Annotated in this window: 21 protein-coding genes; 16 read left to right on the top strand and 5 right to left on the bottom strand. The window is 44.1% G+C overall.

What is annotated here, in order from left to right; translation table 11 throughout:
* Positions 1 to 190 precede the first annotated feature (190 nt).
* The 3 genes from BC351_RS29115 (at position 191) to BC351_RS29125 (ending at position 4,211) form a co-directional block, all read left to right on the top strand.
* Positions 191 to 1,384, top strand: a complete 1,194-nt coding sequence (locus BC351_RS29115; protein ID WP_144028562.1) for a beta-ketoacyl synthase N-terminal-like domain-containing protein — start codon at positions 191 to 193, stop codon at positions 1,382 to 1,384.
* A 3-nt stretch (positions 1,385 to 1,387) separates the two neighbouring features.
* Positions 1,388 to 2,809, top strand: coding sequence for a sensor histidine kinase (locus BC351_RS29120; protein ID WP_079417617.1), 1,422 nt, complete (start codon positions 1,388 to 1,390; stop codon positions 2,807 to 2,809).
* 166 nt (positions 2,810 to 2,975) lie between these two features.
* Entirely contained in the window at positions 2,976 to 4,211 is a 1,236-nt protein-coding gene (locus BC351_RS29125; RefSeq protein WP_079417619.1) for an MFS transporter, read from the top strand.
* A gap of 107 nt (positions 4,212 to 4,318) precedes the next feature.
* On the opposite strand, the gene BC351_RS29130 is transcribed toward BC351_RS29125, so the two are convergent.
* The 3 genes from BC351_RS29130 to BC351_RS29140 form a co-directional block, all read right to left on the bottom strand.
* Positions 4,319 to 4,762, bottom strand: coding sequence for a helix-turn-helix transcriptional regulator (locus tag BC351_RS29130; protein WP_079417621.1), 444 nt, complete (start codon positions 4,760 to 4,762; stop codon positions 4,319 to 4,321).
* A gap of 225 nt (positions 4,763 to 4,987) precedes the next feature.
* Positions 4,988 to 6,490: a response regulator gene (locus tag BC351_RS29135; RefSeq protein WP_079417623.1), complete on the bottom strand. Its 1,503-nt coding sequence runs from the start codon at positions 6,488 to 6,490 to the stop codon at positions 4,988 to 4,990.
* Positions 6,487 to 8,265, bottom strand: coding sequence for a sensor histidine kinase (locus BC351_RS29140; protein ID WP_079417625.1), 1,779 nt, complete (start codon positions 8,263 to 8,265; stop codon positions 6,487 to 6,489). The genes BC351_RS29135 and BC351_RS29140 overlap by 4 nt, the downstream gene beginning before the upstream one ends.
* Positions 8,266 to 8,396: 131 nt before the next feature.
* On the opposite strand from BC351_RS29140, the gene BC351_RS29145 reads away from it, so the two are divergent.
* The 9 genes from BC351_RS29145 to BC351_RS29185 all read left to right on the top strand — a co-directional run bounded on the left by BC351_RS29145 (position 8,397) and on the right by BC351_RS29185 (position 18,898).
* Positions 8,397 to 9,302: an ABC transporter permease gene (locus tag BC351_RS29145; RefSeq protein ID WP_079417627.1), complete on the top strand. Its 906-nt coding sequence runs from the start codon at positions 8,397 to 8,399 to the stop codon at positions 9,300 to 9,302.
* 12 nt (positions 9,303 to 9,314) lie between these two features.
* Entirely contained in the window at positions 9,315 to 10,250 is a 936-nt protein-coding gene (locus tag BC351_RS29150) for a carbohydrate ABC transporter permease (RefSeq protein ID WP_079417629.1), read from the top strand.
* Between the two features lie 97 nt (positions 10,251 to 10,347).
* Positions 10,348 to 12,054: an ABC transporter substrate-binding protein gene (locus BC351_RS29155; protein WP_079417631.1), complete on the top strand. Its 1,707-nt coding sequence runs from the start codon at positions 10,348 to 10,350 to the stop codon at positions 12,052 to 12,054.
* 33 nt (positions 12,055 to 12,087) lie between these two features.
* Complete coding sequence (locus tag BC351_RS29160) at positions 12,088 to 13,392, top strand: alpha-L-fucosidase (protein WP_079417633.1); 1,305 nt, start codon at positions 12,088 to 12,090, stop codon at positions 13,390 to 13,392.
* Entirely contained in the window at positions 13,376 to 14,248 is an 873-nt protein-coding gene (locus BC351_RS29165; RefSeq protein WP_079417635.1) for a sugar phosphate isomerase/epimerase family protein, read from the top strand. Before BC351_RS29160 ends, BC351_RS29165 begins: the two co-directional genes overlap by 17 nt.
* 507 nt (positions 14,249 to 14,755) lie before the next feature.
* Positions 14,756 to 15,406 (top strand): TetR/AcrR family transcriptional regulator, encoded by a 651-nt coding sequence (locus BC351_RS29170; RefSeq protein WP_144028563.1) that lies wholly within the window; start codon positions 14,756 to 14,758, stop codon positions 15,404 to 15,406.
* 254 nt (positions 15,407 to 15,660) lie between these two features.
* Positions 15,661 to 17,097, top strand: a complete 1,437-nt coding sequence (locus BC351_RS29175) for an alpha/beta hydrolase family protein (protein WP_079417637.1) — start codon at positions 15,661 to 15,663, stop codon at positions 17,095 to 17,097.
* A gap of 89 nt (positions 17,098 to 17,186) precedes the next feature.
* Complete coding sequence (locus BC351_RS29180) at positions 17,187 to 17,735, top strand: cupin domain-containing protein (protein ID WP_079417639.1); 549 nt, start codon at positions 17,187 to 17,189, stop codon at positions 17,733 to 17,735.
* Between the two features lie 104 nt (positions 17,736 to 17,839).
* Positions 17,840 to 18,898: a YheC/YheD family protein gene (locus BC351_RS29185; protein ID WP_079417641.1), complete on the top strand. Its 1,059-nt coding sequence runs from the start codon at positions 17,840 to 17,842 to the stop codon at positions 18,896 to 18,898.
* Between the two features lie 15 nt (positions 18,899 to 18,913).
* Here the strand turns inward: BC351_RS29185 and BC351_RS29190 are convergent, their stop codons facing one another.
* Positions 18,914 to 20,263, bottom strand: a complete 1,350-nt coding sequence (locus BC351_RS29190; RefSeq protein ID WP_158082268.1) for a sensor histidine kinase — start codon at positions 20,261 to 20,263, stop codon at positions 18,914 to 18,916.
* Positions 20,253 to 20,966: a response regulator transcription factor gene (locus BC351_RS29195; protein WP_079417645.1), complete on the bottom strand. Its 714-nt coding sequence runs from the start codon at positions 20,964 to 20,966 to the stop codon at positions 20,253 to 20,255. Before BC351_RS29195 ends, BC351_RS29190 begins: the two co-directional genes overlap by 11 nt.
* Positions 20,967 to 21,176: 210 nt before the next feature.
* Between BC351_RS29195 and nikA the strand changes: the two genes are divergently transcribed.
* From nikA to BC351_RS29215, 4 genes are read left to right on the top strand one after another with little or no spacing between them, the layout of a single operon-like run.
* Positions 21,177 to 22,832, top strand: a complete 1,656-nt coding sequence (gene nikA / locus BC351_RS29200) for a nickel ABC transporter substrate-binding protein (protein ID WP_244209210.1) — start codon at positions 21,177 to 21,179, stop codon at positions 22,830 to 22,832.
* A 17-nt stretch (positions 22,833 to 22,849) separates the two neighbouring features.
* Complete coding sequence (gene nikB, locus BC351_RS29205) at positions 22,850 to 23,809, top strand: nickel ABC transporter permease (protein WP_244209211.1); 960 nt, start codon at positions 22,850 to 22,852, stop codon at positions 23,807 to 23,809.
* On the top strand, positions 23,806 to 24,639 hold the full coding sequence (locus BC351_RS29210) for an ABC transporter permease (RefSeq protein ID WP_079417647.1): 834 nt from the start codon (positions 23,806 to 23,808) through the stop codon (positions 24,637 to 24,639). Before nikB ends, BC351_RS29210 begins: the two co-directional genes overlap by 4 nt.
* Complete coding sequence (locus BC351_RS29215) at positions 24,636 to 25,457, top strand: ABC transporter ATP-binding protein (RefSeq protein ID WP_079417649.1); 822 nt, start codon at positions 24,636 to 24,638, stop codon at positions 25,455 to 25,457. The genes BC351_RS29210 and BC351_RS29215 overlap by 4 nt, the downstream gene beginning before the upstream one ends.
* Positions 25,458 to 25,459: the final 2 nt, after the last annotated feature.

Raw genomic sequence — 25,459 nt, forward strand, 5'->3', positions numbered from 1 at the left:
TACTCATATTGATGATCAGGAGTTGCTGTGTCTGCATTGTTGAGTACAAATTGAATTGAGCCAGAAGGATTAATACTTTAATTGTTCAGCTCTGTCATACAAACTGGGCTTACAACTTTAACCGTTGTAGGCCTATTTTTTTTCAATGGACGATGATGTATAGATATTGTCAGTGAAGGGGCTACAAACCGTGAAAAACAAAACAGTCATTACAGGTTTTGGACTCAGACTACCTAAAATTCAAAACGTTGTGCAATTTGAAAAGGTGTTGCGAAATGGGATTTGTACACAATCGATTGTCACTGGAATAGGCCCCAAGAAAGAAAGTCTGGTCTGCGGAATGATTGAAGATGAGCTGGAAGAAGCCCGTGAAAGAAAACTGCATGGATACCCTAGAGCCGCTCTACTCGGTATCGCTGCGGCAAAGGAAGCGCTGGAACAAGCAAAAATTGCGAGTCCGAAGGCGAGACTAGCCGTTATTATAGGTACTTCGACTTCAAGTCTTCCTGAAATAGAACAATGTTCTTATATGTATAGAAGCAATCAATATAATAAAATCAGTGCTTTCAATGCAGGGATGACGAATATTCATAGTCTTTCTTCTGGTATAGCCAATTATTTTGGCTTGGGAGATGGCAATCTTGTATTTACATTAACTAACGGTTGTTCGTCAGGCTCGGATGCCATATTCTTAGGAAAGACACTATTAGAGAATGGCACGGTTGACATCTGCATTGTTGGTGCGGCGGAGACACCTTTTTGTGATTCCGCTATAGCGAGTTTTGCCAAACAGAAAGCGATCAAATTCAATGTCAATATTGGAGAAACAGGGAATCCCTTTTCCAAAAACAGCAATTCATTCGTCATTTCTGAAGGTGCAGCAGTTATTGTTATGGAGACAGAGCAGCAAGCCAATCAGGAGAACAAGCACATTTATGGATATTTAACAGGTGCCGCTGCGAATAACGATGGTGTGAGCATTCATCAAATGGACGAAAATGGCGAACGATTATATCAAACATTTGATCAAGCTGTTGGAAGCAAAAAAATTACATATACGAATAGTCTAGCGCTCGGACTTGATTTGCAAGACGAAAATGAAGCCAAAAATCATATGAAAAAGTTAGGTGCCCATACACCTATCACGTCCATTAAAGGAATGATCGGTCATCCCTTCGCTGTTTCTGGCGTTGCCCAACTCATCTCCTCGTTAATCAGTTTGCGGGAGCACTTTATTCCACCAACAACACTGAGTGATTTCAAAGGTTATGAGCATGTGAATATTGTCAAAGAAGCAATGAATTGTGACATTCAGAATATCGCAATCACTTCTCATGGATATGGTGGGAATAATAATACAATTGTGGTATCGAAAGTAGGTTAAGTTATGAATTTTATCCTTATGGCAGCAATGTCTTTCATACCGCTGTTCTTAGGAATGTCCTGTAAAATGTTGTTTAAAACAAAATTAACTAACGCCATGTTAGTCTTTATGATTTTTATGAGCTTATGGCAGTTGGATGTAAGTGTTTTATATGGCATTGACTTGCTGAAGGAAGAGAGCCTGTTTTTTTTATTTAAGCTTTTTCGGATAGGTTCGATTATGCTTCCTCCAGCTTTTCTATACGTTGGTTATGTTACATTGAAGTATTTGACAAAAGAAGAAGCGAAATGGATGAACTGGGTTATCAATAAGTACACCCTAGGCGTGTATAGTGCTTGGTCGTTATTCATTTATGTGATCAATTGGACCGATCATGGTGTATTAAGTTTGAAGAAAATTGAAGGGTTTGGAAGCGCGATTAGCGTTCTCTACCCCGTTTACGGTGAGTGGAGTTACTTATTTGTAAACCACATTAAACTATTGATCGTTAGTATTCTATTAACACTCATTTCGAGCAGAAAAGTAACCGATAAGTATGTGAAAAATTTTCTGACTTTATTTAGTCTGACGTTTCTTCTGACCTATTTGATTGGCGTCTTAAATTTGCAGGCAGGAACTTTTATTTATTCAAGTCAGATTGCTGTGATGATTTTTTCCATCTTTATTTTCTTTATTTTTGTTCATATGAGTACGAAGATGATTAGGGAAACAACCCAAATCTTAAAAAGAAAAGAAAAAGAAGAGCAAATTGAGATAACCACCTCTGGCTTAATTCATGAGATCAGTAATCCTTTAACGATTATGAAAGGGTATTCAGAACTTCTGTCACGCAACGAACAGTTGGATGTAAGTGCCAAAGGGATGGTTGGGCAAATTAAAATAGCTGGTGCCCACATGCACAGCATTATCATCAACTATAATCAATTTATAAAAAGCGGTAAAATTAATACAGAAGAAACCGATGTTATGGAAATTATTAAAGAATCGATTGTATTAACGTCCATAAAAATAAAAGAAAAGGATGTATTCATCGAACTGAATGAACAGAAAAATAGGGTTGCGAACATAGATAAAGATAAAATGAGACAAGTATTTATTAATTTAATTAATAACAGCATAGAAGCAATGGATGAAAAGGAACTTAAAATCATCAAAATTAACACGTATACGAGTGACAATGCTATCAATATTATATTTACTGACACCGGATCAGGAATTCCAAGAAATGAATGGGATCGCATATTCGCGCCATTTCATACGACCAAAGAAGCGGGGATGGGACTCGGATTGTCCATTTCTCAGCGCATTTTGAATTCTCACGGCGGCTATATTGAAATATTAAAGAGCAACGAAGTAGGAACGGAGATTAAAGTTACTATCCCTTTAATAGACTATGGAAAGTTAATGGATGGCGCAAGCGGGTAAAATGGAAGCCAACTGCCGATAACTAGGAATCGGAAGTTGGCTGAATTTGTTTTTTCATTGCGCAATCATTCAATTTCTGCTATTATGACGATACTTATTAAAGTTATTTAATAAGTATCGGACTTGGAAAAAGCAATTAAAACTTATTGATGAGCAGGAGCAAATTATGGCTACATTCTTTTTATTAATTATCTATTTGGCCTTCATTAGCTTGGGATTGCCGGATTCATTGCTGGGGACGGCTTGGCCTGTGATGCAATTGGATTTCGCAGCGCCGCTGGAGACCGCTGGTTTGCTTTTCATGGTCATCGCAGCAGGTACGATTGTGTCTAGTTTGGCAAGCGGAGCCGTACTCAAACGATTTGGCACAGGCAAGGTAACTCTTGTCAGTTGTCTGCTGACAGCTGGTGCACTGTTTGGTTTTGCAGCTGCCCCTTCGCTTATTTGGCTAATGATATGTGCCATCCCTCTTGGATTAGGCGCAGGATCCGTAGATGCAGGGCTAAACAATTACGTAGCTGAGCATTACAAAGCACATCATATGAGTTGGCTGCATTGTTTCTGGGGAGTCGGGGCTACGATGGGCCCGATCATTATGGCGCAGTTTATTTCAGGGGAAAACACTTGGAGACACGGTTATTTGACAGTTGCCGGTATTCAATTTGGCTTAGTTGTCATTCTCTTCTTCACATTGCCTTTGTGGAATCGGGTTGCAAAAAACAGCAAGGTACATTTAAGTGATGTGCCGGAAGTTGAAGATAGCTTAATAAATAATGAAATTAGCAAACCTGTGAAACCATGGCAGATTAAGGGGGTTAAGCTGGCTCTTGTATCCTTTTTGTTTTATTGCGGAGTTGAAGCAACGATTGGCTTGTGGGGAAGCAGCTTCCTTGTCAATATCAAGGATTTGCCCGCCGCCACCGCCGCACAATGGATTTCACTCTATTACGCAGGGATAACAGTTGGCAGATTGATAACAGGTTTTATCACCTTCAAAATAAGCAACCGTCTGCTCATACGCTCAGGTCAAATCACGGCACTCATTGGGGCAGCGCTGCTGATTCTGCCTTTGCAGCCTGGTTTCTCGCTTGCAGGTTTCCTGATCATAGGTCTAGGCTTGGCACCGATTTATCCGTGTATGCTGCATGAAACGCCTGTACGTTTTGGGAAAAAGCACTCCCAGACCATTATGGGCTATCAAATGGCTGTGGCGTATACGGGCAGTACATTTATGCCTCCACTTCTCGGATTGCTTGCTTCCTATGCAACGATCAGTATCCTTCCTTTGTATCTCGTTTTGTGCGCAGCAGCCATGCTCCTGTTTTCGGAAAGATTGAATGTCTTTCTGAAAAGGACATTTGTTGGCAAGGACAACAAAACGCATTTCACAGCAAATTTATGACCTTGATAGTTGAATAACAGATACCCATAGACTAGACACGACAAAGGTGTTTAATCTATGGGTATCTTTTTGTATGGAGGCGCTGGGAATTTCGACGCTTCCCGAGTTCAATGAACAGCTTTAATCGCATACACACAGCGGTTGCTGCCTGATAACATATGTGAAATCCGCTCAATTTCAACATCGTTACCCAAGACCTGCTGGAGCATTTCCAACTCCTTGCTGCAAAAACCTGAGCATGCTTTGGCTGCTTCGCAGATCGGACAGTGTTTCTCCACGAAAGAAAAAGATCCATCCGCATGTTCGGCAACTTCCGCCATGTATCCCTCCGTTGTGCGGCATTCTGCCAGAGCTATTAAATTGTCATGCAAAAGAACGCAGGATGCTAGTTTATTCTTATATTGTGCTACCTGTTTCTGATTGCGAATTTCCAGCAGTTTCTCCAATCCTTCTTCATCGAAGGCTTCCTTCATGGATTCAATTAAACTGACGACAAGATCGCCATGTCCATCAGGAAACAGTCGATTGGCCTCAGGCGTAAGCCTCCACATTTTGGCAGGACGCCCCATTTTTCTGTTTTCAAGCTTGGGAGTGGTGGTCTTGACCACTGATAGGAGTCTGCAAAGACTTCTATTCGCGAACAACAACCATTTTTTGGACAAATAGAAGCTCATAGAGGCTCTTATTTGCCGAACAGGGAAGGGCTGTCCATCAGGTCTTATGACCTTTGGGACAGCCCTATCTTCATTTAGAGGGGCATGCGGGTGGAACGCTCTTCAACAAGAGGCATTTCCAAGCCTGAATTGCCCAGGTGTGATGTTTTCGAATTTTTTAAACACTTTGAAAAAGTGCCGCGGATTTTCGTAGCCAACAAGCTCGGCAATCGTGTTAATCGGCCATTCCGGGTTCTCTTGCATGATTTGCTTCGCTTTGGCAAGTCGAAACGTATGCAAATAATGAAGAAAGGTCAGTCCCATCTCTTTGCGAAACAACATGCTGATGTAATTTGGATGCATTTGCACGTGATCGGCAACAGCATCGAGCGATAAATCCAGCTTGTAGTTTTGTTCCACGAAAGCGACGATTTTATCAATGGCCTGTATATTAGGCTGATAATCGTTGGTTCGGCGCAAATAGCGAATGAGCTGTGAAAGGATCTCCGCTACACGGGCATCCTCAAGGACTGCACCGCTGGATGAAAATAGATTGGCTGCCGCTTGCTCGCCCCAGATCGCTTCAGGCGCAAGGCCGACGTTCTGCAAATAGAGTCCGACGCAGACTAGAAACTGCTCGCGCAGCTTGCTTTGGCAATCGGAATCGCCGGAGAAATATAGAAGGATCGGCTGCATGTCCTTCTCGATCTGCTCTATCGAGATTTGATGCTGCAGCGAATGTTCAATATAATGCACAAGATTGTCATAGCAGCTATAGATGTTCTCCTTGAAGACGGTTAAGCCGCAGCTGCCAAAATACCGGTTGAATAACAGGGATGCCATCGCTTCTATATACAGATTGCGCATGTTTCCCTTATCATTCTTGCTCCCGCTGGCCCCCATGCAATAGCCGCTGTCCTTCGTATGGATAAACTCGCCATAGGCACGGTGCAGCTCATCATCCGTCAAAATATGCGTATCATTCGCAATGAGGACGGTTTGCCGTAAAAAGTGCGACTGCGTAATGTAGAGCTTTTGGCTAACAGGCCCTAAAGCATGAAGGATACCCTCGAGACGTTCGGCCGCAAGAGGCGGTTCACTTTCGCAAGCCTGAAATACGATGATGGTTGTACACGGATGGGGAAGAAGAAGCTGCAATTGCTCGGCCCTGAGCGGCAGTTCCTCCAAAGGTGTGTTGTATAGAATATGCTCTTTGAGCAGCAGCAGGTCGCGCGCGACGGTTCGTTCCTGCTCTTCCTCAATCGTACTCCCGATTCGCCCCAGTACGCTGATTAGTTCATCCTTGTTAATCGGCTTCAACAAATAATCGAGAACTTGATATCGCAGTGCTTGTCTGGCATACGCAAAATCGCCATAACCGGTCAAGATAACGAATCGGTTGCAAAGGTTCAGCTCTTGTATTTCCTTAATTAGAGCAAGTCCGTCCATTTCCGGCATGTGAATATCCGTGAGGATCAAATCGGGCTGAAAGTGGGCAAGCTTCTGCAGCGCATCAATGCCGTCAGCGGCGCCGACGATCTCGATAAACGGTGTATGCGCTTTTTGGATCATACGGATAATTCCGTTCAAAATGATAGGTTCATCATCGACAACCAACAGCCTCATTGCGTTGCCCCCTTAGCTAGCTTGAGTAAACATGTCGTCCCCGCGTTAAGCTTGCTTTCCATTTGAATGCCTGATCGCTCGCCATAAAACATTTTCACGCGTTCGTTTACATTCATAATACCGAGGCCTCCTTCACCCTTCTGCAAAAGTTTGGCATCCATGCTTCCATTTAAGACGGCTTGGATAAGTGCGAGGCGCTCTTCCTCCATACCTGCACCAGAATCAACAACGGCAATGAACATGAACGTATAATCTTCCCAAATGCGAATCGAAAGCGAGCCTTGTTTTCTTACATTTGCGATCCCGTGGACAATGCTATTTTCAATGATTGGCTGCAGCATATAGTGGGGACATATAAAGTTATCGATAGCTGCGTCAATGTCAAAAGATACTTGCAGCCGGTCAGCCAGCCTAATTTGCTGGATTTTGATATAGTCTTTGACATTGTCTACTTCTTCCCGCAGGGAAGTCTCGCTTTTCGTCCCTGACAGACTATAGCGGAACAGCTTGCCTAGCGTATAGGACATCTCGGCTGCTTCAGGGTCATCGTTGGCCTCCGCGATCATACGAATCGATTCGAGCGTATTGTACAGAAAATGAGGCTTGATTTGTGCTTGCATCATGAGATAAGCCGATTCCTTTCGCAGCATTTCCGAACGATGTACGGTATTGACCAACTCATCCATACGCCTGATCATTGCATTGTAAGAGGAAGTCAGATGTCCGACTTCGTCTTTATTAATTTCCCCACGATAGAGAGGGAAATAGTTCTCATCAACCTGCCGCATATGTTTGGAAAGCTTCAAAATGCGCTTCGTAATAGAACTGGCGATCAAGTAGTATATACCGGAAAGAAGCAATAGAAGGGTAGCGACCGTCAAAACAAGCACATATTTGTTTTTCTTGATCCCAATAAAGACGTCGTCCACTTGCTCCATCATGACAAAATGCAGCTTAAGCGTGTCGGCATAAAACGATTCAATCAGCAGCTTATTCCCGTTCACATTTTGATAGGCGTATTTAGTGTTGGCTTGGAAAGCATCGGCAAGCAAGGCTTTCTCTGAATCCTTGGATAAGGAGATCTTTTCAATATGACTTATGACTTGACGATCCTGATCAAGGACATATAGATTGCTTTTGCTGTTCGTATTCAGCGATTCCAACAAGGGTTTTATTAAATTCGGAGTCACCTTGATATCGAGAAGTCCGATGTCTTGTTCAAAGTTGCGGTTTCCAATTTTGTGGAAATAATGGAGGTTGATATCTGGCTCTGATCCATTATTATAAGTAATCCATTTGCCAACGCCAAGCGGGAGCTTTTTCATGCTCTCGTCCAGTTTGAACTCGTCCATCTTGGCCATTTCTGGCCGGAAAATCATACCGTTCTGCTGCTCCATGTAAATGGTCATGCTATCGATCATTCGATTGGATGACAAAATATAGGAAAACAAAGGTCTGATGTAGGTCAAGAAATTGGATACTTGCTCAAAATCGCTTCGATAGTTCCCACTTAAATAAGCAATTGTATTCGAATTATTTTGAAATAATTGATAAGCGGATTCAATCTGCACCGTACTGACACTAACGTTGTTAAGCACTTGATTAACAATTTTTTGCCGGCCTTGCGCATATTCTTCGAGAAAGCTGTTGTAGTTCTGGTTGTAGAGAAAGAGGCCGAATAAAATAATCGGGATGAAGATAATAACAATGTAGCCTATGGCCATCTTTTTCACAATTGACAAATTTTGATAGTTAAAAGCAGGCTTCTTTTTCACACCGCACACCACCTTATAAACGGACACTGCTGCTTAAGAATGAGCACTATAAATTTATTTGCAGCTCCTTTATCATAGATTCTGTAAGCGCTTAATAATAGCAAATTGTAAATGCAGTGAGGGGGAATATCATGAGTATAGCATTAAGATTGGCAAAGAAAAACTGGCAGCTTTATCTGATTATTTTGCCGTCACTCGTTTACTTACTTATTTTTAAATACGTACCGATGGTTGGAGTGCAAATCGCTTTCAAGAACTATATGGTCACCAAAGGGATTTGGGGGAGTGATTGGATCGGTTTTAAGCATTTTATCGACTTTTTCCATCTGCCCATTTTTTGGAGGGTTATCAAAAACACGTCACTGCTCAGCCTTTACTCGCTGCTTGTCGGATTTCCGGCGCCGATTATTCTGGCCTTAGCCTTAAACGAATTGAAAAATGGGGTTTTTAAGCGGACTGTACAACTGGTCACCTTCGCGCCTTATTTCATTTCCACGGTCATCATGGTTTCGATCATTATGCTGTTCCTTTCTCCGCAGCTTGGCTTCGTTCATCTCTTAGCGGATAAATTCGGATTTCCAGCGGAAAATATTATGTCCAAGCCCGAGTATTTCAAAACCGTTTATGTCCTATCCGACGTTTGGCAGTTCACAGGATATGCCTCGGTCATCTACATTGCCGCTCTGGCAGGCGTGGATCCCCATTTGTATGAGGCGGCCAAGGTGGACGGGGCATCCCGGTTCCAGCGGGTGATTCATATCGATTTGCCAAGCCTAATGCCAACGGCCGTCATCTTGCTCATTCTGAATTCAGGACAAATCATGAATGTTGGATTCGAGAAGGTATATCTGATGCAAAATGCGATTAATGTTGGCGCGTCCGAGGTCATTTCTACCTATGTTTATAAAATGGGCTTGGTTGGAGCGAACTTCAGCTTCTCCGCTGCGGTTGGACTTTTTAATTCAATCGTTAATTTGCTGCTGCTCATTGTGGTCAACCATGTGGCAAGGAAAAATTCCGAGACGAGTTTGTGGTAGGAGGTAACTATTATGGTCCATCCAGAGCAGACATTGAAGCTAGAGGCGCAGAAGACTTCTACCCGCATTCTTGAAAATAGTGTCGACAGAGTGTATTTGTTTTTTGTCTACTTGTTTTTGAGCATTTGCTTAGTCATTGTGGCCTATCCGCTTGTTTACATTATTAGTTCATCTTTCAGCTCGTCATCAGCCGTTATCTCAGGCAAAGTGTGGCTGTTCCCAGTTGAACCTACCCTTCGTGGCTACAAAGCGGTGTTTCAAAATCCGCAAATTTTGACGGGGTACGGCAACTCCTTGTTCTATCTATTCTTCGGGACGCTGCTTAGCGTTTCCTTGACGATTACGGCAGCGTACCCGCTATCGCGCAGAAACTTTTATGGACGCAACGTCATCACCGCATTATTCATTTTCACAATGTTGTTCAATGGGGGATTAATTCCTTATTATTTGACCGTTAAAGGGATGGGACTGCTCGACACGAGATGGGCCATGATTATTCCAGGTGCGATTTCGGTCTGGCAGGTGATTCTCGCCAGGACGTTTTTCCAGACGTCGATTCCATCGGAATTAACGGAGGCCGCACATTTGGACGGATGCAGCGACTTCAAGTTTTTGCTTCGTATTGTGATCCCGCTTTCCAAACCCATCATTGCTGTACTCGTACTTATGTATGCAATCGGCTACTGGAATTCCTACTTTGAAGCGTTGATTTTCTTGAAAACGGCTAATTTGTATCCGCTTCAGCTTATATTACGGAACATTCTGATCCTGAACTCGATCGATCCTACGATGATTAAGGATGTCAGGGAGCTAGCCGAAAGACAAGGCTTGAAGGAATTGTTGAAATACTCGCTGATTGTCGTCGCAAGCGCCCCCGTTCTCATTCTATATCCTTTTGTACAGAAGCATTTCGTGAAGGGGCTATTGATTGGTTCTCTGAAAGGTTGAATGAAGCGCCCTAATGAGAGGAGGGATGCGGGGCAGCGAACAGATCAGATTTTCACCCACAGTTGATTAGCGATGAAAAACAAGGAGGGTTTTGCATATGGTAAGTAAAGGAACCAGAAGAACAGGGTTATTGGTGGTCCTGATTGTATCCATTACTTTGCTCATAATCGGCTGCACATCCACTAGCGATGAGCCCAAAGGCAGTGCTGGCCCTAATGGGGGTGGAAGCGCAGACGGAGGAAGCAATGTGAATGCAACAGGCTTTCCAATCGCCAAAAATAAAATAAATATGAGCGCTTTCGCGCCGCAATCCGCTAATATTGCTGACTTGAATACGAATTGGTTTACCAAATATTTGGAAGGCAAGACGAATATTCATTTGAACTGGCAGCTTGTACCGGGAGAAGCAGCCGCTTTGAAGGAAAAGAAACAGCTGCTGCTAGCCAGTGGCGATTATCCCGATATTTTCATGTCAGGGGATCTAACGAAAGAAGAGCAGCTGCTCTATGGGCAACAAGGCGTTCTGATTCCTTTAAATAAGTTGATTGACCAATATGCGCCAAACATTAAGAAGGCGTTTAAAGACATTTCGTATTTGGAGAAAGCGATCACGGCACCGGATGGCAATATCTACGCGATCCCTTCCGTGAATGAGTGCTACCATTGCCAATTTTCCGCTAAGATGTGGGTAAATACGAAATGGTTGCAGAAGCTTGGCCTTACCGCGCCGAAGACGACCGATGATTTCTACAATATGCTGAAAGCTTTTAAAGAAAAGGACCCGAATGGGAATGGCAAAGCTGATGAAATTGCGTTAACAGGATCGCCGACCGGTTGGCATACGGATGTTGAAACGTTCATTATGAACGCGTTCGTTTATTACAATGCGGATAACAACTATTTCATGATGAGCGGCGGCAAGCTGGCAACGTCTGTTGATCAGCCAGGGTTCAAAAAAGGTCTGCAATTCTTGAACAAACTGTACGCGGAAGGCTTGATTGACAAGGAAGCATTTACGCAAAAATCGGATGCGCTTTCGCAGAAAGGGAATAGCCCTGATACGGCGATTGCCGGCGCTATTCCGGCAGGCTGGTTCGGTGAATTCACCGATGCCTCGCCTACGGCAACACGGCACAAAGACTATGATCCGATCGCACCACTTACAGGACCAGACGGAGCTTCGTTCACGCCGCACTACATCGGTATCGGCAACTCCGTGTTTGCTGTGACGAACAAAAATAAAAATCCGGAAGCGGCCATTCGTCTCGCCGATTATCTGTACTCGGATGAAGGCACGACATTGTCCAACTTTGGAGAGGAAGGCCGCAATTGGGTCAAGGCGGAAGCGAACGACAAAAATACGCGTGGAACAGCAGCCAAGTTCAAAGTGAAAGAAACCTCTTACGGGGTAGGTCAAGTTCAGAATGACCATTGGAATCAAATGGGACCTAACCTTCGTTCGGCTGAATATCGCGAAACTGCGTACGCTGCCAGTCAGGATCTCTATACGATGGATGGCTTGGAAACTCGCTTGTACAAAGCTACCAAGGAATTGTATGAAGGACATCAACCAAAAGAAGAGTTCCCGACGGATATTTTCTTGACGAATGATCAGGCCAATCAAGTGAAGCAGTTGAAACCGATTATTACGGATTATGTCAAACAGTCCATGCTGCAGTTCATCATGGGGGCCAAAAGCATCGATAAAGATTGGGATGCTTACGTGAAAGGCCTTAAAGATTCCGGCATGGATCAATTTATCCAAATTTATCAAGATGCTTACAACAAAGTGTATAAGAAATAGAAGCAGCTGCGCAGCTCAAAAAGGAGGAAAAACATGAACAAACGTTGGGAGCGAACTGAGTGGTTCCGGGAAGCACGATTCGGCATGTTTATTCACTGGGGATTGTATGCAATCCCCGCGAGGGGGGAATGGGTTCGCAGCTTTGAGAAATTGAGCAATAGCGACTACGAGTCTTACTTTAGTGAGTTTAACCCGGACCGTTATGACCCGCGGGCTTGGGCCAAAGCGGCGAAGGCGGCGGGACAACAATACGCTGTCTTGACGACGAAGCATCATGACGGCTTCTGTCTGTTTGACAGCGAGTTTACGGATTACAAAGCAACGAATACACCCGCACAGCGGGATTTGATCAAGGAATATGTCGAAGCTTTTCGTGAGGAAGGCTTGAAGGTCGGCTTTTATTATTCCTTGATTGATTGGTACCACGACGATTATCCCGCATACGGGGACCGTATTCATCCAATGAGAGACAATGAAGCCTATAAAGATCGCAGCATTCAGTTCGAACGCTATGTGGACTATATGCATGCACAAGTGAAGGAGCTTCTTACGAATTACGGGCAAATCGATGTGATGTGGTTCGACTTCTCTTATGATGATATGACGGGAGAAAAGTGGCGGGCAACCGAGCTTGTTAATCTGATTCGCTCTCTGCAGCCTGACATAATTATTGATAACCGGCTTGGCGGTCATATTAAAGCGGCTGAGCCTGAGGTGTACGCCGGCGACTTCTATTCTCCGGAGCAAATCGTGCCCCCTGGCGGCATTGTTGATGAGAATGGGCTGAATGTTCCATGGGAAGCCTGCATCACGCTCAATGACAACTGGGGGTATCATGCGAAGGACCAAGCCTATAAGTCACCGAAGCAGGTCGTGCGCGCCTTAGTAGAATGCATCAGCAAGAACGGCAACATGCTTCTGAATGTCGGCCCGGATGCTAGAGGAGAGATTCCAACACAGTCCCTTCAAATCCTGACGGCAGTTGGGGACTGGATGCAGCGTAATGGCCAAAGCATCTATGGATGTGGAGCATCTGAGCTGCCTAAGCCAGAATGGGGACGGTATACGCAGAACGGCAATATGCTGTATGCCCATGTATTTGATCGGGGTATCGGTCCGATTTATTTCCAAGGGCTTAAGGGGAAAATTAAGAAGGCGAGACTCCTCGCAGACGGATCGGAGCTTAAAGTATCCTTGCCTTGGATGGCAGAGCAGTACTCGGATACCGATAGCGGAGCCTTCATTCATTTGATCGGAGCTGAGCTGCCGGACGATATGGATACCGTGATCGCGCTCGAATTAGTGACAGAGGTGATAAACGTTGAAAGTCGGTCTTAGCACATATAGCTTGCTCGGGGCATTAAAGTCAGGAGAGATGACAGTCCTTGATGCGATTGAGTGGATTGCGGATCATGGCGGCGAGCATATGGAAATCGTTCCCTATGGCTTTACGCTCGTAGACCAGCCGGAGCTAGCGGCCGCAGTTCGCGTGAAAGCAAAGGAAGTCGGAATCGAGCTGTCCAATTATTCGATGCCGGCCAACTTCGTCCAGGAGACGGAAGAAGCTTTCGCAGCTGAAGTGGAGCGCGTCAAGCAGCATGTGGATTTAGTGCGCGAGCTTGGCATGACACATATGCGGCATGATGTGACTGCTTTCACATTGCCGCCTGAGAGCATGACAATTCAATGGTTCGAAGCGAATTTGCCCTCGATGGTGAGAGGAAGCCGCATCATTGCCGATTACGCGGCCCAATACGGCATCACCACGACCATTGAAAACCATGGTTTCAGCGTACAAGCAAGCGATCGCGTGCAGCGCGTTCTGACAGAAGTCAATCGCTCTAATTTCAAGACAACACTCGATATTGGCAATTTCATGTGCGTGGATGAACACCCGCTAATCGGTGTGCGCAAAAATTTGCCCTATGCTTCGCTTATCCACGTGAAAGACTTCTACTTCAGGCCGTACGACGAGCATCCCGGAGAAGGCGCCTGGTTCACAACCGCTAATGGCAACTACTTAAGAGGCGCAATCTTCGGTCAAGGAGATATCGACACGCGCCGAATTATGAAGCTCATTAAGGATTCGGGATACGACGGGTATGTAACGGTTGAATTCGAAGGGATGGAAGAATGCAAGGCGGCCTCTAGAATCGCAATGGACAATGCAAGGCGGTTGTGGCAGGAGGCTTGAGTTAAGAAACGAGGCTGTGATATAAGCCAAATTAAGTAGGTAAACGTCGATAGAAGATGGGATGATTACTTTCATGTGGTATGAAAGTGCTTCCAGATCAGATCCGTTCACCCGAGTGTAAAAGCCTGCGAAAATACAGGGATTTCCGAGCGAATTCGGTTAAAAAGTGGAAATGCCTGCAATTGTGCAGGCATTTTTATCTTTTTCGGCTGATCATCCAGAAAAAGCCTCAAAAACCTGCACAAACGCAGGAATTTAATCGTTGCGGCTATTCCAAGAGCAAAAAAGATGCATAATTGCAGGTTTACAGAACGCAACTGGAGCTAGAGTCAGAGAAAGTAGGAGGCTCATCGAGAGATTATCAAAAAAGCAAAAAGCTGTCCCTCAAGTAGGTTTATCTACTTAGGGCACAGCCCCTTTTCTAGCTTCATGTTCGATTGACAACACAGATTGCCTATCTCTATAATTTGACTAACGTTAAAGTCAAAATAAAAGGTGATCCATAACATGTCTCCTCGTACGAAAGAACAAAACGAAGTCATCCGAAAACAGCGGAAGCAAGAAATTCTGCAAGCCGCTATTCGGGTGTATGTCGATAAGGGTTATTTGGCATCCGAGATGGGCGATGTAGCGGATCAGGCCGGACTTGCCCACGGCCTAGTGTACTACTATTTCAAAAATAAGAAGGCGTTATTTCGCGAGCTATACGAATACATGATGGAGGAGTCCAAGCGTTTTACGAAGACTTACTTTGAGCAAGAGGGATCTGTATTTGAGTTGTTCAAGCGCTATGCGCAGATCGTTTGCGAGCGGATTCTGGCAGATCCGGTTACTCAACGATTTTACATTCGGATTAGCTTGGATGTGCATCATTTGTATACACCAGAGGAGTTTTCACCATTTGATTGGATCAAAAACTTCATGCACCAGATGACGCTGGCTATTGAAAAAGGCATTCAGCAAGGCACGATCCAGCAAGGTGACGCTAATCTGATGGCTGTGCAATTCTGGGGGTCTGTCTCTCAGGGGATGAACTATTTGGATCAAGTACAGCAGGAGCTTACCGCACAAGGAATTCCAGCAGCAGACCAACTAGAGCAATTGAAGAAGGTTGTAGATCAAGTGGTGGAATCGTCCGTTTCGCTATTTAAGCTCTAACGGCGAACAATAGTTCAATAACACAGTGGTAGTCTAGGACTTTATTTACTTGTCCAAGGCTACCGCTTTTGGGTATGTTCACTTGTGTTATTCCGAAAATATGGTTATACATCTATCCTCTCTGCGAAGTTTGAGTTGCTACGAAAAAGTTTGGCGTTGTTTGGCATGCTTCAGAATAAATTCAATATTCCCCCAACTTTATTTTCAGAAGTTCAGGATAAGATGAAACTAGTTAATAGGGGGGGGAGATCGAGATGAGGATGTTGGAAGTAATTGTGATCGCGATCAATTTCGGTCTGTTGTACTGGGCAATTATTGCGAATCGGAAAGGCGGCCAGGGATCTGTCTTCCCTTTGATGATCTCCTTCGGTTTGGTTATGGTACAAATTGCGGTGGAGGGCGGGCGTTGGCAGATGGTTCCGGCTTACTTGACTCCATTGGTTTTGACGGCTTATTTCTTCTTAGGCAAGCGGAAGGAGGGGGGCAGAAGCCGGGCTATGGTCTCGGTTCAAGTGGTGCTGCTGACCTTATTTTTGTTAGTTTCGTCTGTACTTCCGGCGATGATGCCGGTATTCTCGTTTGTGAAACCGACTGGGCCTTATAAAGTGGGATCGACAGTTTATCACTGGGTGGATGAACAGCGGCAAGAAAAGTATTCCGATCATCCAGACGCCCGACGTGAGCTGATGGTGCAAGTTTGGTATCCAGCCGCCAAAGGAGGCACGGAAAAGCAGAGTCCTTATCTCCAAAACGCGTCGGAAATGACGGCAGCTATATCATCAAACATGTTGGAGCTTCCAGCTTTTACGTTCAGCCATCTGGGGCTGGTCAAAACACATTCTTTACTGGAAGCCAAGCTTTCGGACTTGGAGAGTCGTTATCCCGTATTGATTTTTTCTCATGGGATGAACGGCTATCGCAATCAAAATATGTACCAGGTGGAGGAACTTGCAAGCCATGGCTATATCGTTTTGAGCATCGATTATGCTTATGAAGCTGCTGCCACCGTGTATGCTGACGGACGCGCAGCCATGAGCAAAGTTGGCACCCTGACTTCTATGTCCAAGTACGATGAGCATATACCACTTTGGGTCGACGATGCTACCTTTGTGCTCAATCAAGTGGAGAAGCTCAACAGGAACGATTCTAAAGGTCGCTTTACCGACAAAATCGATCTTGAACGAATCGGGATGCTCGGACATTCGTTCGGGGGAGCCGTTACAGTGCAAATGGTGAAGAACGATTCACGTGTGAAGGCTGCCTTAAGTATGGACGGTGGGTTTTATGGTTCGCCGGTTTCCGAAAAAGGATTGGGAAAGCCTTTTTTTATGATGTATTCAGAAGAGACCTATAATAAGGTAATGACCTCTTACGATGATATTCCGAAACAGAGAGGGGTGGGAAGCCGAGAGGAGTTTGAAGCTCCCAGGAAAGAATATATGCTAAAATCAGGCAATGCATTGGCAGGCGGCGGTTTATCCATACTTATTCCTGGTTCAAAGCATGCAAGCTACTCTGATCTTGCGCTATTCTCTCCATTGTTAGGCGGCTCAGATACGCGGCGGGATCACCGTATCGTGAACGAATTCAGTGTTGCCTTTTTCGACCAGTATTTAAAAGGAAAAGACGACTCTGCGCTCAAAGCATTAGTTGCTAAATATCCGGAATTGAACTTCAAAGTGAACAAGTAAAAGATATGAATACATCACAGAATAAATGTGCCATTCCCAAGCCATAGCGAATAACATAATTTATACTTCTGTGAAGGGAATGAGTAAACATGTATCCATATCCATATCCATACTACGTTAACGCACCCATATATAATTATGTAAGACAGCCTGTGTACTGGGTAATTCCACAAGAAATAGCGCATGCAAACCGATTTGGTTATCGGCAATCATCAAACATGAATGGCGAAATTCAGTTAAAAGATTATGGAAGAACACCGTTTGTTGTGGACATTAATGGGGCTGCAAAGCAAAACAATACATTCCGCACGGCCATATGGACAGGAAAAAACTTACAAGTAACTGTAATGAGTATCAATGTTGGGGAAGACATTGGTTTAGAAGTTCATCCCACTACTGATCAATTCTTGCGTATTGAAGAGGGGCAAGGTGTAGTTCGTATGGGTGATACTAAAGACAACTTAAATTTTGAAAAAAGTGTTAATGATGATTATGCAATCATGGTACCAGCTGGTAAATGGCACAACATAATAAACACAGGTAATACCCCACTTAAACTTTATAGTATCTATGCTCCGCCTGAGCATCCATTTGGTACGATTCATAAAACGAAAGCAGACGCATTGGCTGCTGAATAACCAATTATGATAACTTTCTCATCTGCGTTTCGGGCCACAACCGTGTTGATTAAGGTGAAACTGACATACCATATCTTAGCGAAACTAGAAATGGTGGTGGGTTCATGAATCAAATCGTGGGTGTTCTATTGGATCCAATAACGTTTAAAGGAATACCAAAGAAGAAAACCGGAAATGAAAGATTATCCCTCTATAATCGGGCGGCAAAGCAGCTTGAGCTGACCCCCTTCTATACGTCACTTCATCAGATTGGCCCAAAGTCAGCTCGTGGTTATTTGTATACGCAAAATAAATATAAGCTGGTACGCCGTCCGATTCCCAAAGTTACACATAACCGAGCGATTACTTTGTCGCCAGTACTTAAACAAAAACTCAAACAATTATCGAAGTCCAGTATCGTTTTTAACCGGCGGAATCGATATGACAAATACTATATTTATAAACTGCTGCATCAAAATGCCAGCTTGAGAAGTTATCTGCCCGTGTCGCTGAAGTACTCGACTAAGAATTTACAAGCAGCAATGACTACGTATTCCTCTTTGTTCATAAAGCCTACAAACGACAGTATTGGAAATGGCATCCTCAAAATTGCTAAGCATACAAGCGGGAATTGGTTGTTTTATTGGAAAAGGGGAAATCCCAAGCTGGTATCCGTTAAAGAAATCATTAACAAGATTACCAAGATTGTAGGAAAGAGAACCTATATGATTCAAGAAGCCATTTCATTAGCAACTTACAAAGGCAGACCTTACGATTTGCGTATTTCTGTACAGCGTGGTGAAACGGGCGATTGGCAGGTAACGGGCATGGTTGGCAAGGTGGCTGGGCTTAGAAGCCATGTGACGAATGTGGCCAAGGGAGGAAAGGTAAGACGAACGGAAGAGCTTTTTAAACATAATGAGCTAGACGAAAAGACAATGAAAACCGCCTTGTATCAGGCATCTATAAGTATTTTGAGAGATTTGAGCAAAAAGCTGCCGCATCTCGCTGATGTTGGGCTGGATATCGGAATTACGAATCGAGGTCATATCAAATTGATTGAAGTTAATGGACGAGACCAGCGCTACTCCTTTAGAAAAGCAAAGATGAAAACAACATTTTACCGAACTTATGAAACGCCGCTGAAATACGCCAAATATTTATTGAAGCAAGGCAGCCGCTGATATCCAAGATCGGTGTCAACTCAGCGGGAGGGTGAGAGTGACGCTTGTTCCTGCCTCAAGCACACTGCTAATTTCAATAGTCCCTTTCAGTTGCGTGATTAAACGCTGGGCAATCGATAAGCCTAAGCCTGATCCCCCGGTTTGTCGGCTTCTGGAGCGATCAACACGATAGAATCGTTCGAATACCAAAGGTAATTCTTCTGGATGAATACCGAGGCCATCGTCTTCGATTGTAATGCGGTAGGACGACGGTGTTGTGGAGAGATAAAGGCCAATATGCTGTTGGCCATATTTCAGGGCATTATCCAAAATAATAAAGATAAGCTGTTTTAATTTAAAGAGATCCGTTTGCAGGATGATGCTGCTTTGATCGTGGCTGAGTTCAATCACTTTGGACGTGAGGGGCTGGAACAGCTGAATACTTTCATGGCAGAGCTTCACCAGGTCAAATTTGCTGATTGTAAGCCTACCCTCATGTTCAAGCTTAGCCAATTCGAGTAATTGATAAGTTACTTGTTTCATTCTCGCACATTCCTCCTGGACAGCATGCAAAGCCTCCTGATGAAGATCCATGTTCTCATATCCCCACCGGCTCATGAGGGACGCATACCCATCCATAATCGTAAGGGAGGTCTTGAACTCATGCGAAGCATCGGAAATAAACTGCCTTTGCTTCTGCATGCTTGCCTCTATACGCGCCATTAGATGATTAAACGTTTCGGATAGTTGAAAAAGCTCATCCTTCGATTTGCGATCTAAGGGGAGTTTTTTTATTTCTAGACTTGTTTCAATATTTTTCATTGCTTGAATGATTCGAGAAATGGGTAGAAATAACATTTTGGATAATAGAAAGCTAGCAGAAATAGAGAAGAAGATGGCGATCAACGCAACAATGCACATGATGCTAAACAAGCGCAGCAAGCTTTGCTGCAGCTCAACGGGAACTGTAATCAGTTCCAATGTTCCAATGACATCTTGATCTTGCAGGATGGGAGTACGTACAATCATCACAGTTTCATGATTAAATTCTTCGGTATGAGATTCCGGGGTCAAGGTAATCTTGGGTTGAATGGCAGGAAACTCATAACCTCGCTGTGCTTGGTTCTTGATTGTTGAAGATTGATCCAGTACTCGAATCATGGTGTGGTTCGTCAGGTATCTTCTGAGGAGCTGGCTGTTGCCTGCTTGAACTAATTGGGAGGGCAGAATGTTCTCCATGATCGCGCTTGAGACTTGTTGCACGGATTCCAATGCTTCTTCTTGCTCGGACTGGGCATAGAGCAGATAAATGATACTCGTTAACGGACATAAAATACCAATTAACCAGACAAAGGAGAGTAAAGCGGCTTTTGTCTTAAGTTTCATTTCCCTTAACCTCCAAACAATACCCGATTCCTCGGATGGTTCGAATAACCGGAAAAGGAGGGGATATCTTATTCCGTACATATCTAATATAGACATCGACAAGATTCGAATTTCCGAAAAAATCGTATCCCCAGACATCTTTCATAATTTGCTCGCGGCTAAGCATCTCATTCGGATGCTCCATTAAATAAACGAGAAGATCAAATTCTTTTGGCGTAAGATCCACTTTTTTACCATTTTGTATGAATTCCCGCGTTCTTGCATTTACATATGCTCCTTGGATGGCATAAGTTGTGGTTCCACTGTTCTTAAGTTCTTTGAAGATATCCTGAAAATGTTTGCGATCACGGATGCAAGCGCGAATGCGAGCCAGCAGTTCTTCCATCTGAAAGGGCTTAGTGATATAGTCCTGACCTCCCAGGTCAATCCCATGCACAATGTCTTCCGTGCTGCCGCAAGCGGATAAAACAATAATGGGAGTTTCTTTATCTGTCGCACGAAAGGACTTTATCACATCAAACCCATTATATAGGGGTAATAAGATATCAATTAGGATGAGATCCCAATCACAATGCAGCGCTTTCTGCAGTCCTTCAGAACCGTCGGAAGCTAATTCTACTGAATAGCCGGCATGGGTGAGCTCTAATTGCAAAAGCCTTGCAATTTTCAATTCATCTTCGATGACAAGGATTCTATCCGACATCAGGACCACCTTTTTCTTGAAAAATAAGATAACCTGATGTAGTTTATGCAATTTAGAGATGGTTGTTCTCTCTATGATGGGTTCATTTCAAATGAGAATTCTGCAGCTCAATGTCATTTTATGGATTGCATTAATTGAAATAGTAAGGTAAAATCATTCACGATGAATATGATAATCATTATCAATAAATTCATAAGGGGATGGATTAAGGTGTTTCGTTTTAAAAAAGGAATCTTTGCATCAGGTATTCTTACACTTGTTCTCTCAGTAACGTTGGTTGGATGTCAAAGCAAAACCAATCAAGTTTCCGAAACTGCAGCGCAAAACGGCAAGCCAGCTTCCACGGCGAGCACTTCAGCTGCAGTTGACAAAACATTGACGATTTCCTGGCCGAAAGACATCGGGCCGCTAAATCCGCATGAGTATACACCGAATGAATTTTTTGCCCAAGGCATGTATTATGAGCCGCTGATTGACTATGGGGAGGGTGGGAAACTTGTACCGAAGCTAGCGGAATCTTGGGATATCTCCGAGGATGGAAAAATCTACACCTTCCATTTACGCAAAAATGTGAAATTCTCCGACGGTTCTGATTTTAATGCGGATATCGTGCAAAAGAATTTCAATACCATTTTAGCTAATCGTGACATGCACAGTTGGCTTGGTCTTATTAGCCAGATCGACAAGACAGAAGTTGTGGATGCAAACACATTCAAGATTACGCTGAAAAACCGCTACTACCCAGCTTTGCAAGAATTTGCAGTCGTTCGACCACTACGGTTCCTTGGGGCTGCTGGATTCCCTGATGACGGCAATACGGTGAAATCCATTAAAAAACCAGTCAGTACCGGACCTTGGGTATTGTCGGAATATAAGAAAGATGAGGTTGCTGTTTTCACAAGAAACGATAACTATTGGGGAACTAAGCCAAAGATCAATAAACTTGTTGTTAAGGTAATTCCTGATGCTGAAGCCCGCGTCCTCGCACTGGAGAAAGGCGACATTGATCTTATTTACGGAGAAGGCGTTATTAGCCTGGATTCGTTCGTAAGTTTGAAAGACTCAGGCAAATTCCAAACCTCTGTTTCTGATCCGTTGGCTAGTCGAGCGTTAATCGTAAACACAACCAAGGGACCATTCGCGGATCTCAATGTTCGCTTAGCTTTACAGCATGCTGTTAACAAAAAGGCCATTGTGGACGGTGTTACGAACGGTGTCGAGAAAGTAGCAGATACGATTATTTCAAGCAATTTCCCGTATGCCAATGTAGGGTTGAAGCCATACGATTATAATTTGGAAACTGCCAAATCTTTGTTGGATCAAGCTGGCTGGAAGCTTCCGGCAGGCAAAGCTGTCCGTGAGAAAGATGGGAAACCATTAGAAATTGAACTTGTTTATATGGGACCGGACCAAATTGAGAAACCTATGGCTGCTGCGATTCAGTCAGATTTGAAACAAATTGGGGTTTCCCTCAAAACGACAGGTCTGGAAAGAGAACTCCGCAACAAACGCATGGTTGCAGCGGATTTCGATTTGCTTTTCTGGAGCACATATGGGGCACCGTATGACCCGCATTCTTTCGTATCGACGAACTATGAGAAGGGTTACGGTATCTTTGAATCGCAACAAGGGATTCCAAATAAGGATGTCATGCATCAGCAAATGAGAGATGTCTTATTGACAGTTGATGAGAAAGAACGTCAAAAAATGTATACGTCCATCTTTACAACCCTGCATGATCAAGCAGCATATCTTCCTCTATCCTACTTAACCAATATTGCTGTTTATCCGAAGTATGTGAAGGATTTGAAATTCCCTGCTCATCGTGATGAAACACCGTTCGATACGCTGGACATTCAGAAATAAGACAAGGTGATCTTGCGATGAAGATGCTTGTATATGTAGGTCATAGACTTTTAATGATGGTCCCCGTTTTATTGGGGGCCACATTCGTTTGTTTCTTGTTATTGCGCCTTACGTCAGTCGATCCCGCAAGAGCTTATTTGTCCGCTTCCAATGTGATTCCTACGGAAGAAACCGTGAATGCCATTCGTGTACAGCTAGGATTGGATCAACCATTTTGGAAGCAATATGTACGTTGGCTATGGCAGCTTTGTCAGCTCGATTTTGGAACTTCCTTTTTTACAAAAATACCTGTTGCACGTGAAATGGCAGCAAGATTGCCAGTCACCGCGAGCATTACCTTGCTTAGCTTAGCTATGGCAGTTTGCATAAGCATACCGCTGGGCATCATTTCAGCCTTGCGCAAAAATCTTATCATTGATCATATTTGCCGACTTTTAGCCTTTCTTGGTGCTTCGTTACCGCAATTTTGGCTTGCTTATTTGCTCATTTACTTTTTGGCTGTCAAAATGGATTGGTTTCCTCTAAGGGGAGGAGACACTTGGATTCATTATGTGCTGCCCTCCTTTACGCTTGCCTTTGCCTTGATTTCGACATATTCCAGATTACTAAGAACTAGTATGCTAGAAAGTATGGATCATCCTTTTGTGTTATATGCCAAGGCAAGAGGAATTCATACCTATATCATCATAGGGCGGCATGTTCTGCGTCATGCCATTCGACCCGTGGTAATAGCAGCGGGCATGAATTTAGGTAAGCTTTTTGCCGGAACCGTCATTGTCGAGCAGATCTTCGCGATGCCGGGTATGGGCGGATTTTTTTTGGAATCGGTTTATCATCGGGATTATCCGGTTATTCAGGGATTTGTTTTTATGATGGCATTTGTATTTGTTGTAGGCAATTTGATATCTGATGTCATTCAGGCCTATCTGGATCCTCGGTTGATGCGGGAGACAGCAAGGAGGCAGAGCGTAAAATGATTCTTTCACGCAATCTACTATTTACTATAGGGAGAAACTGGGTTGTAGTCGTATGTTCAGCACTTCTTATCGGAATTGCCTTAGCTGGCCTTCTCGCACCGCTGATTGCTCCCAACGATCCAAGTTTGGTTGATTTAACGCACAAATTAAAAGGACCCTCCGAACAATTTCCGTTAGGCACGGATCAGCTAGGCCGCTGTATTCTATCGCGTTTGCTATATGGTACACGCGTGTCTCTCAGCATTGCTTTGCTAATTGTCTCCAGCAGCTTAATGATTGGCCTCATCGTGGGATGTACATCCGGGTATGCAGGAGGGAAACTGGACAGCATTTTGATGAGGGCGTGCGATGCGATTTTAGCTTTTCCTTCGCTGATCCTTGCGATCAGTCTTATTGCCATTTGGGGGCCTGGCTGGCAGCAAATGGTCATTGCTCTTGTGGTGGTTATGTCCGTGTATTACACTCGTTTTATTAGAGGATTGGTCACGAATTTGAAACAACAGACGTATATTGCCGCTGCTAAGATCAGTGGCACCTCATCGTTCCGGATTGTATACCGTCACATCATTCCTAATTTATTACCACCTTTACTAATTGTAGTCACCTTAGAAATCGGTTGGGTGGTCATGGATATTTCTGCCCTTTCTTTTATCGGACTTGGTGTTCAATCGCCTACGCCGGAATGGGGAGCAATGATTAACGAAGGAAAATCTTTCATACGCACGCATCCAAGATTAATGATTGCCCCGGGATTGCTCATTTTCTGTATGGTTGCTTTGTTAAATCTGGTAGGTGAAGCGCTGGGCACGAAGAGAGGTGGCCGTCAATGAAAGAGGAAGAATGCGTGCTTGATGTTCGAGGCTTAAGCGTCCAGGTTCAATCACATCAGGGATGGACTCCCGTCGTGGACGATGTGTCTTTTCAAATAAAAGCAGGTCAAGTATTGGGGATTGTCGGAGAAAGCGGTTGTGGGAAATCGATGACTTCATTGGCTATTCTGGGTCTGCTTCCTGCTGCGGCAAGATTGTCGCAAGGGAGCATTGCTTTGAAAGGGCAAGAGCTTACAACGATGAAGCCTGCGCAATTGCGACGCATTCGCGGGCAAGAATTGTCTTTGATTATGCAGAACCCAATGACGGCTTTTAACCCGCTTGTCACCATTGGAACCCAATTCGCAGAAACCTTATTTGCCCATCAAAATATGACACGAAAGCAAGCGTCAACTCATGCTTCCACCTGCTTGAAACAAATGAATCTGCATGAGCCGGAGCGAATTCTCAAACAGTTTCCATTTGAATTAAGCGGAGGGATGCTTCAAAGGGTTATGATCGCTTTATCGCTATCTTTGAACCCTTCTCTCTTGATTGCGGATGAGCCAACAACGGCCTTAGACAGCATCAATCGTCGCAACGTGGTAGATGCTTTTCGAGCGATTAAAAAAGAGGCAAAGACCGCCATTCTTTTGGTCTCCCATGATTTAAACGTTATTGAAAAAGTGGCCGATGTCGTAGCTGTGATGAAAAAAGGCCAGTTGGTCGAAATGGCAGCCACCCATGATCTTCTAACTTCACCCCAAAATGAATATACCCAATTGTTATGGAATTCCAGACTAACACTGGGAAGCAGGCATGAACAGGAGTCGATATAGAT

The organism is Paenibacillus ferrarius (assembly GCF_002027705.1).
Taxonomy (GTDB): domain Bacteria; phylum Bacillota; class Bacilli; order Paenibacillales; family NBRC-103111; genus Paenibacillus_E; species Paenibacillus_E ferrarius.

Excerpts from the sequence above, each read along its gene's own strand:
- BC351_RS29145 (WP_079417627.1), top strand. The coding sequence starts at position 8,397 with ATGAGTATAGCATTAAGATTGGCAAAGAAAAACTGGCAGCTTTATCTG.
- BC351_RS29135 (WP_079417623.1), bottom strand. The coding sequence starts at position 6,490 with ATGAGGCTGTTGGTTGTCGATGATGAACCTATCATTTTGAACGGAATT.
- BC351_RS29150 (WP_079417629.1), top strand. The coding sequence starts at position 9,315 with ATGGTCCATCCAGAGCAGACATTGAAGCTAGAGGCGCAGAAGACTTCT.
- BC351_RS29180 (WP_079417639.1), top strand. The coding sequence starts at position 17,187 with ATGTATCCATATCCATATCCATACTACGTTAACGCACCCATATATAAT.
- BC351_RS29160 (WP_079417633.1), top strand. The coding sequence starts at position 12,088 with ATGAACAAACGTTGGGAGCGAACTGAGTGGTTCCGGGAAGCACGATTC.
- BC351_RS29210 (WP_079417647.1), top strand. The coding sequence starts at position 23,806 with ATGATTCTTTCACGCAATCTACTATTTACTATAGGGAGAAACTGGGTT.
- BC351_RS29175 (WP_079417637.1), top strand. The coding sequence starts at position 15,661 with ATGAGGATGTTGGAAGTAATTGTGATCGCGATCAATTTCGGTCTGTTG.
- BC351_RS29125 (WP_079417619.1), top strand. The coding sequence starts at position 2,976 with ATGGCTACATTCTTTTTATTAATTATCTATTTGGCCTTCATTAGCTTG.
- BC351_RS29120 (WP_079417617.1), top strand. The coding sequence starts at position 1,388 with ATGAATTTTATCCTTATGGCAGCAATGTCTTTCATACCGCTGTTCTTA.
- BC351_RS29170 (WP_144028563.1), top strand. The coding sequence starts at position 14,756 with ATGTCTCCTCGTACGAAAGAACAAAACGAAGTCATCCGAAAACAGCGG.
- BC351_RS29130 (WP_079417621.1), bottom strand. The coding sequence starts at position 4,762 with ATGTGGAGGCTTACGCCTGAGGCCAATCGACTGTTTCCTGATGGACAT.
- BC351_RS29215 (WP_079417649.1), top strand. The coding sequence starts at position 24,636 with ATGAAAGAGGAAGAATGCGTGCTTGATGTTCGAGGCTTAAGCGTCCAG.
- BC351_RS29185 (WP_079417641.1), top strand. The coding sequence starts at position 17,840 with ATGAATCAAATCGTGGGTGTTCTATTGGATCCAATAACGTTTAAAGGA.
- BC351_RS29195 (WP_079417645.1), bottom strand. The coding sequence starts at position 20,966 with ATGTCGGATAGAATCCTTGTCATCGAAGATGAATTGAAAATTGCAAGG.
- BC351_RS29190 (WP_158082268.1), bottom strand. The coding sequence starts at position 20,263 with ATGAAACTTAAGACAAAAGCCGCTTTACTCTCCTTTGTCTGGTTAATT.
- nikB (WP_244209211.1), top strand. The coding sequence starts at position 22,850 with ATGAAGATGCTTGTATATGTAGGTCATAGACTTTTAATGATGGTCCCC.
- BC351_RS29155 (WP_079417631.1), top strand. The coding sequence starts at position 10,348 with ATGGTAAGTAAAGGAACCAGAAGAACAGGGTTATTGGTGGTCCTGATT.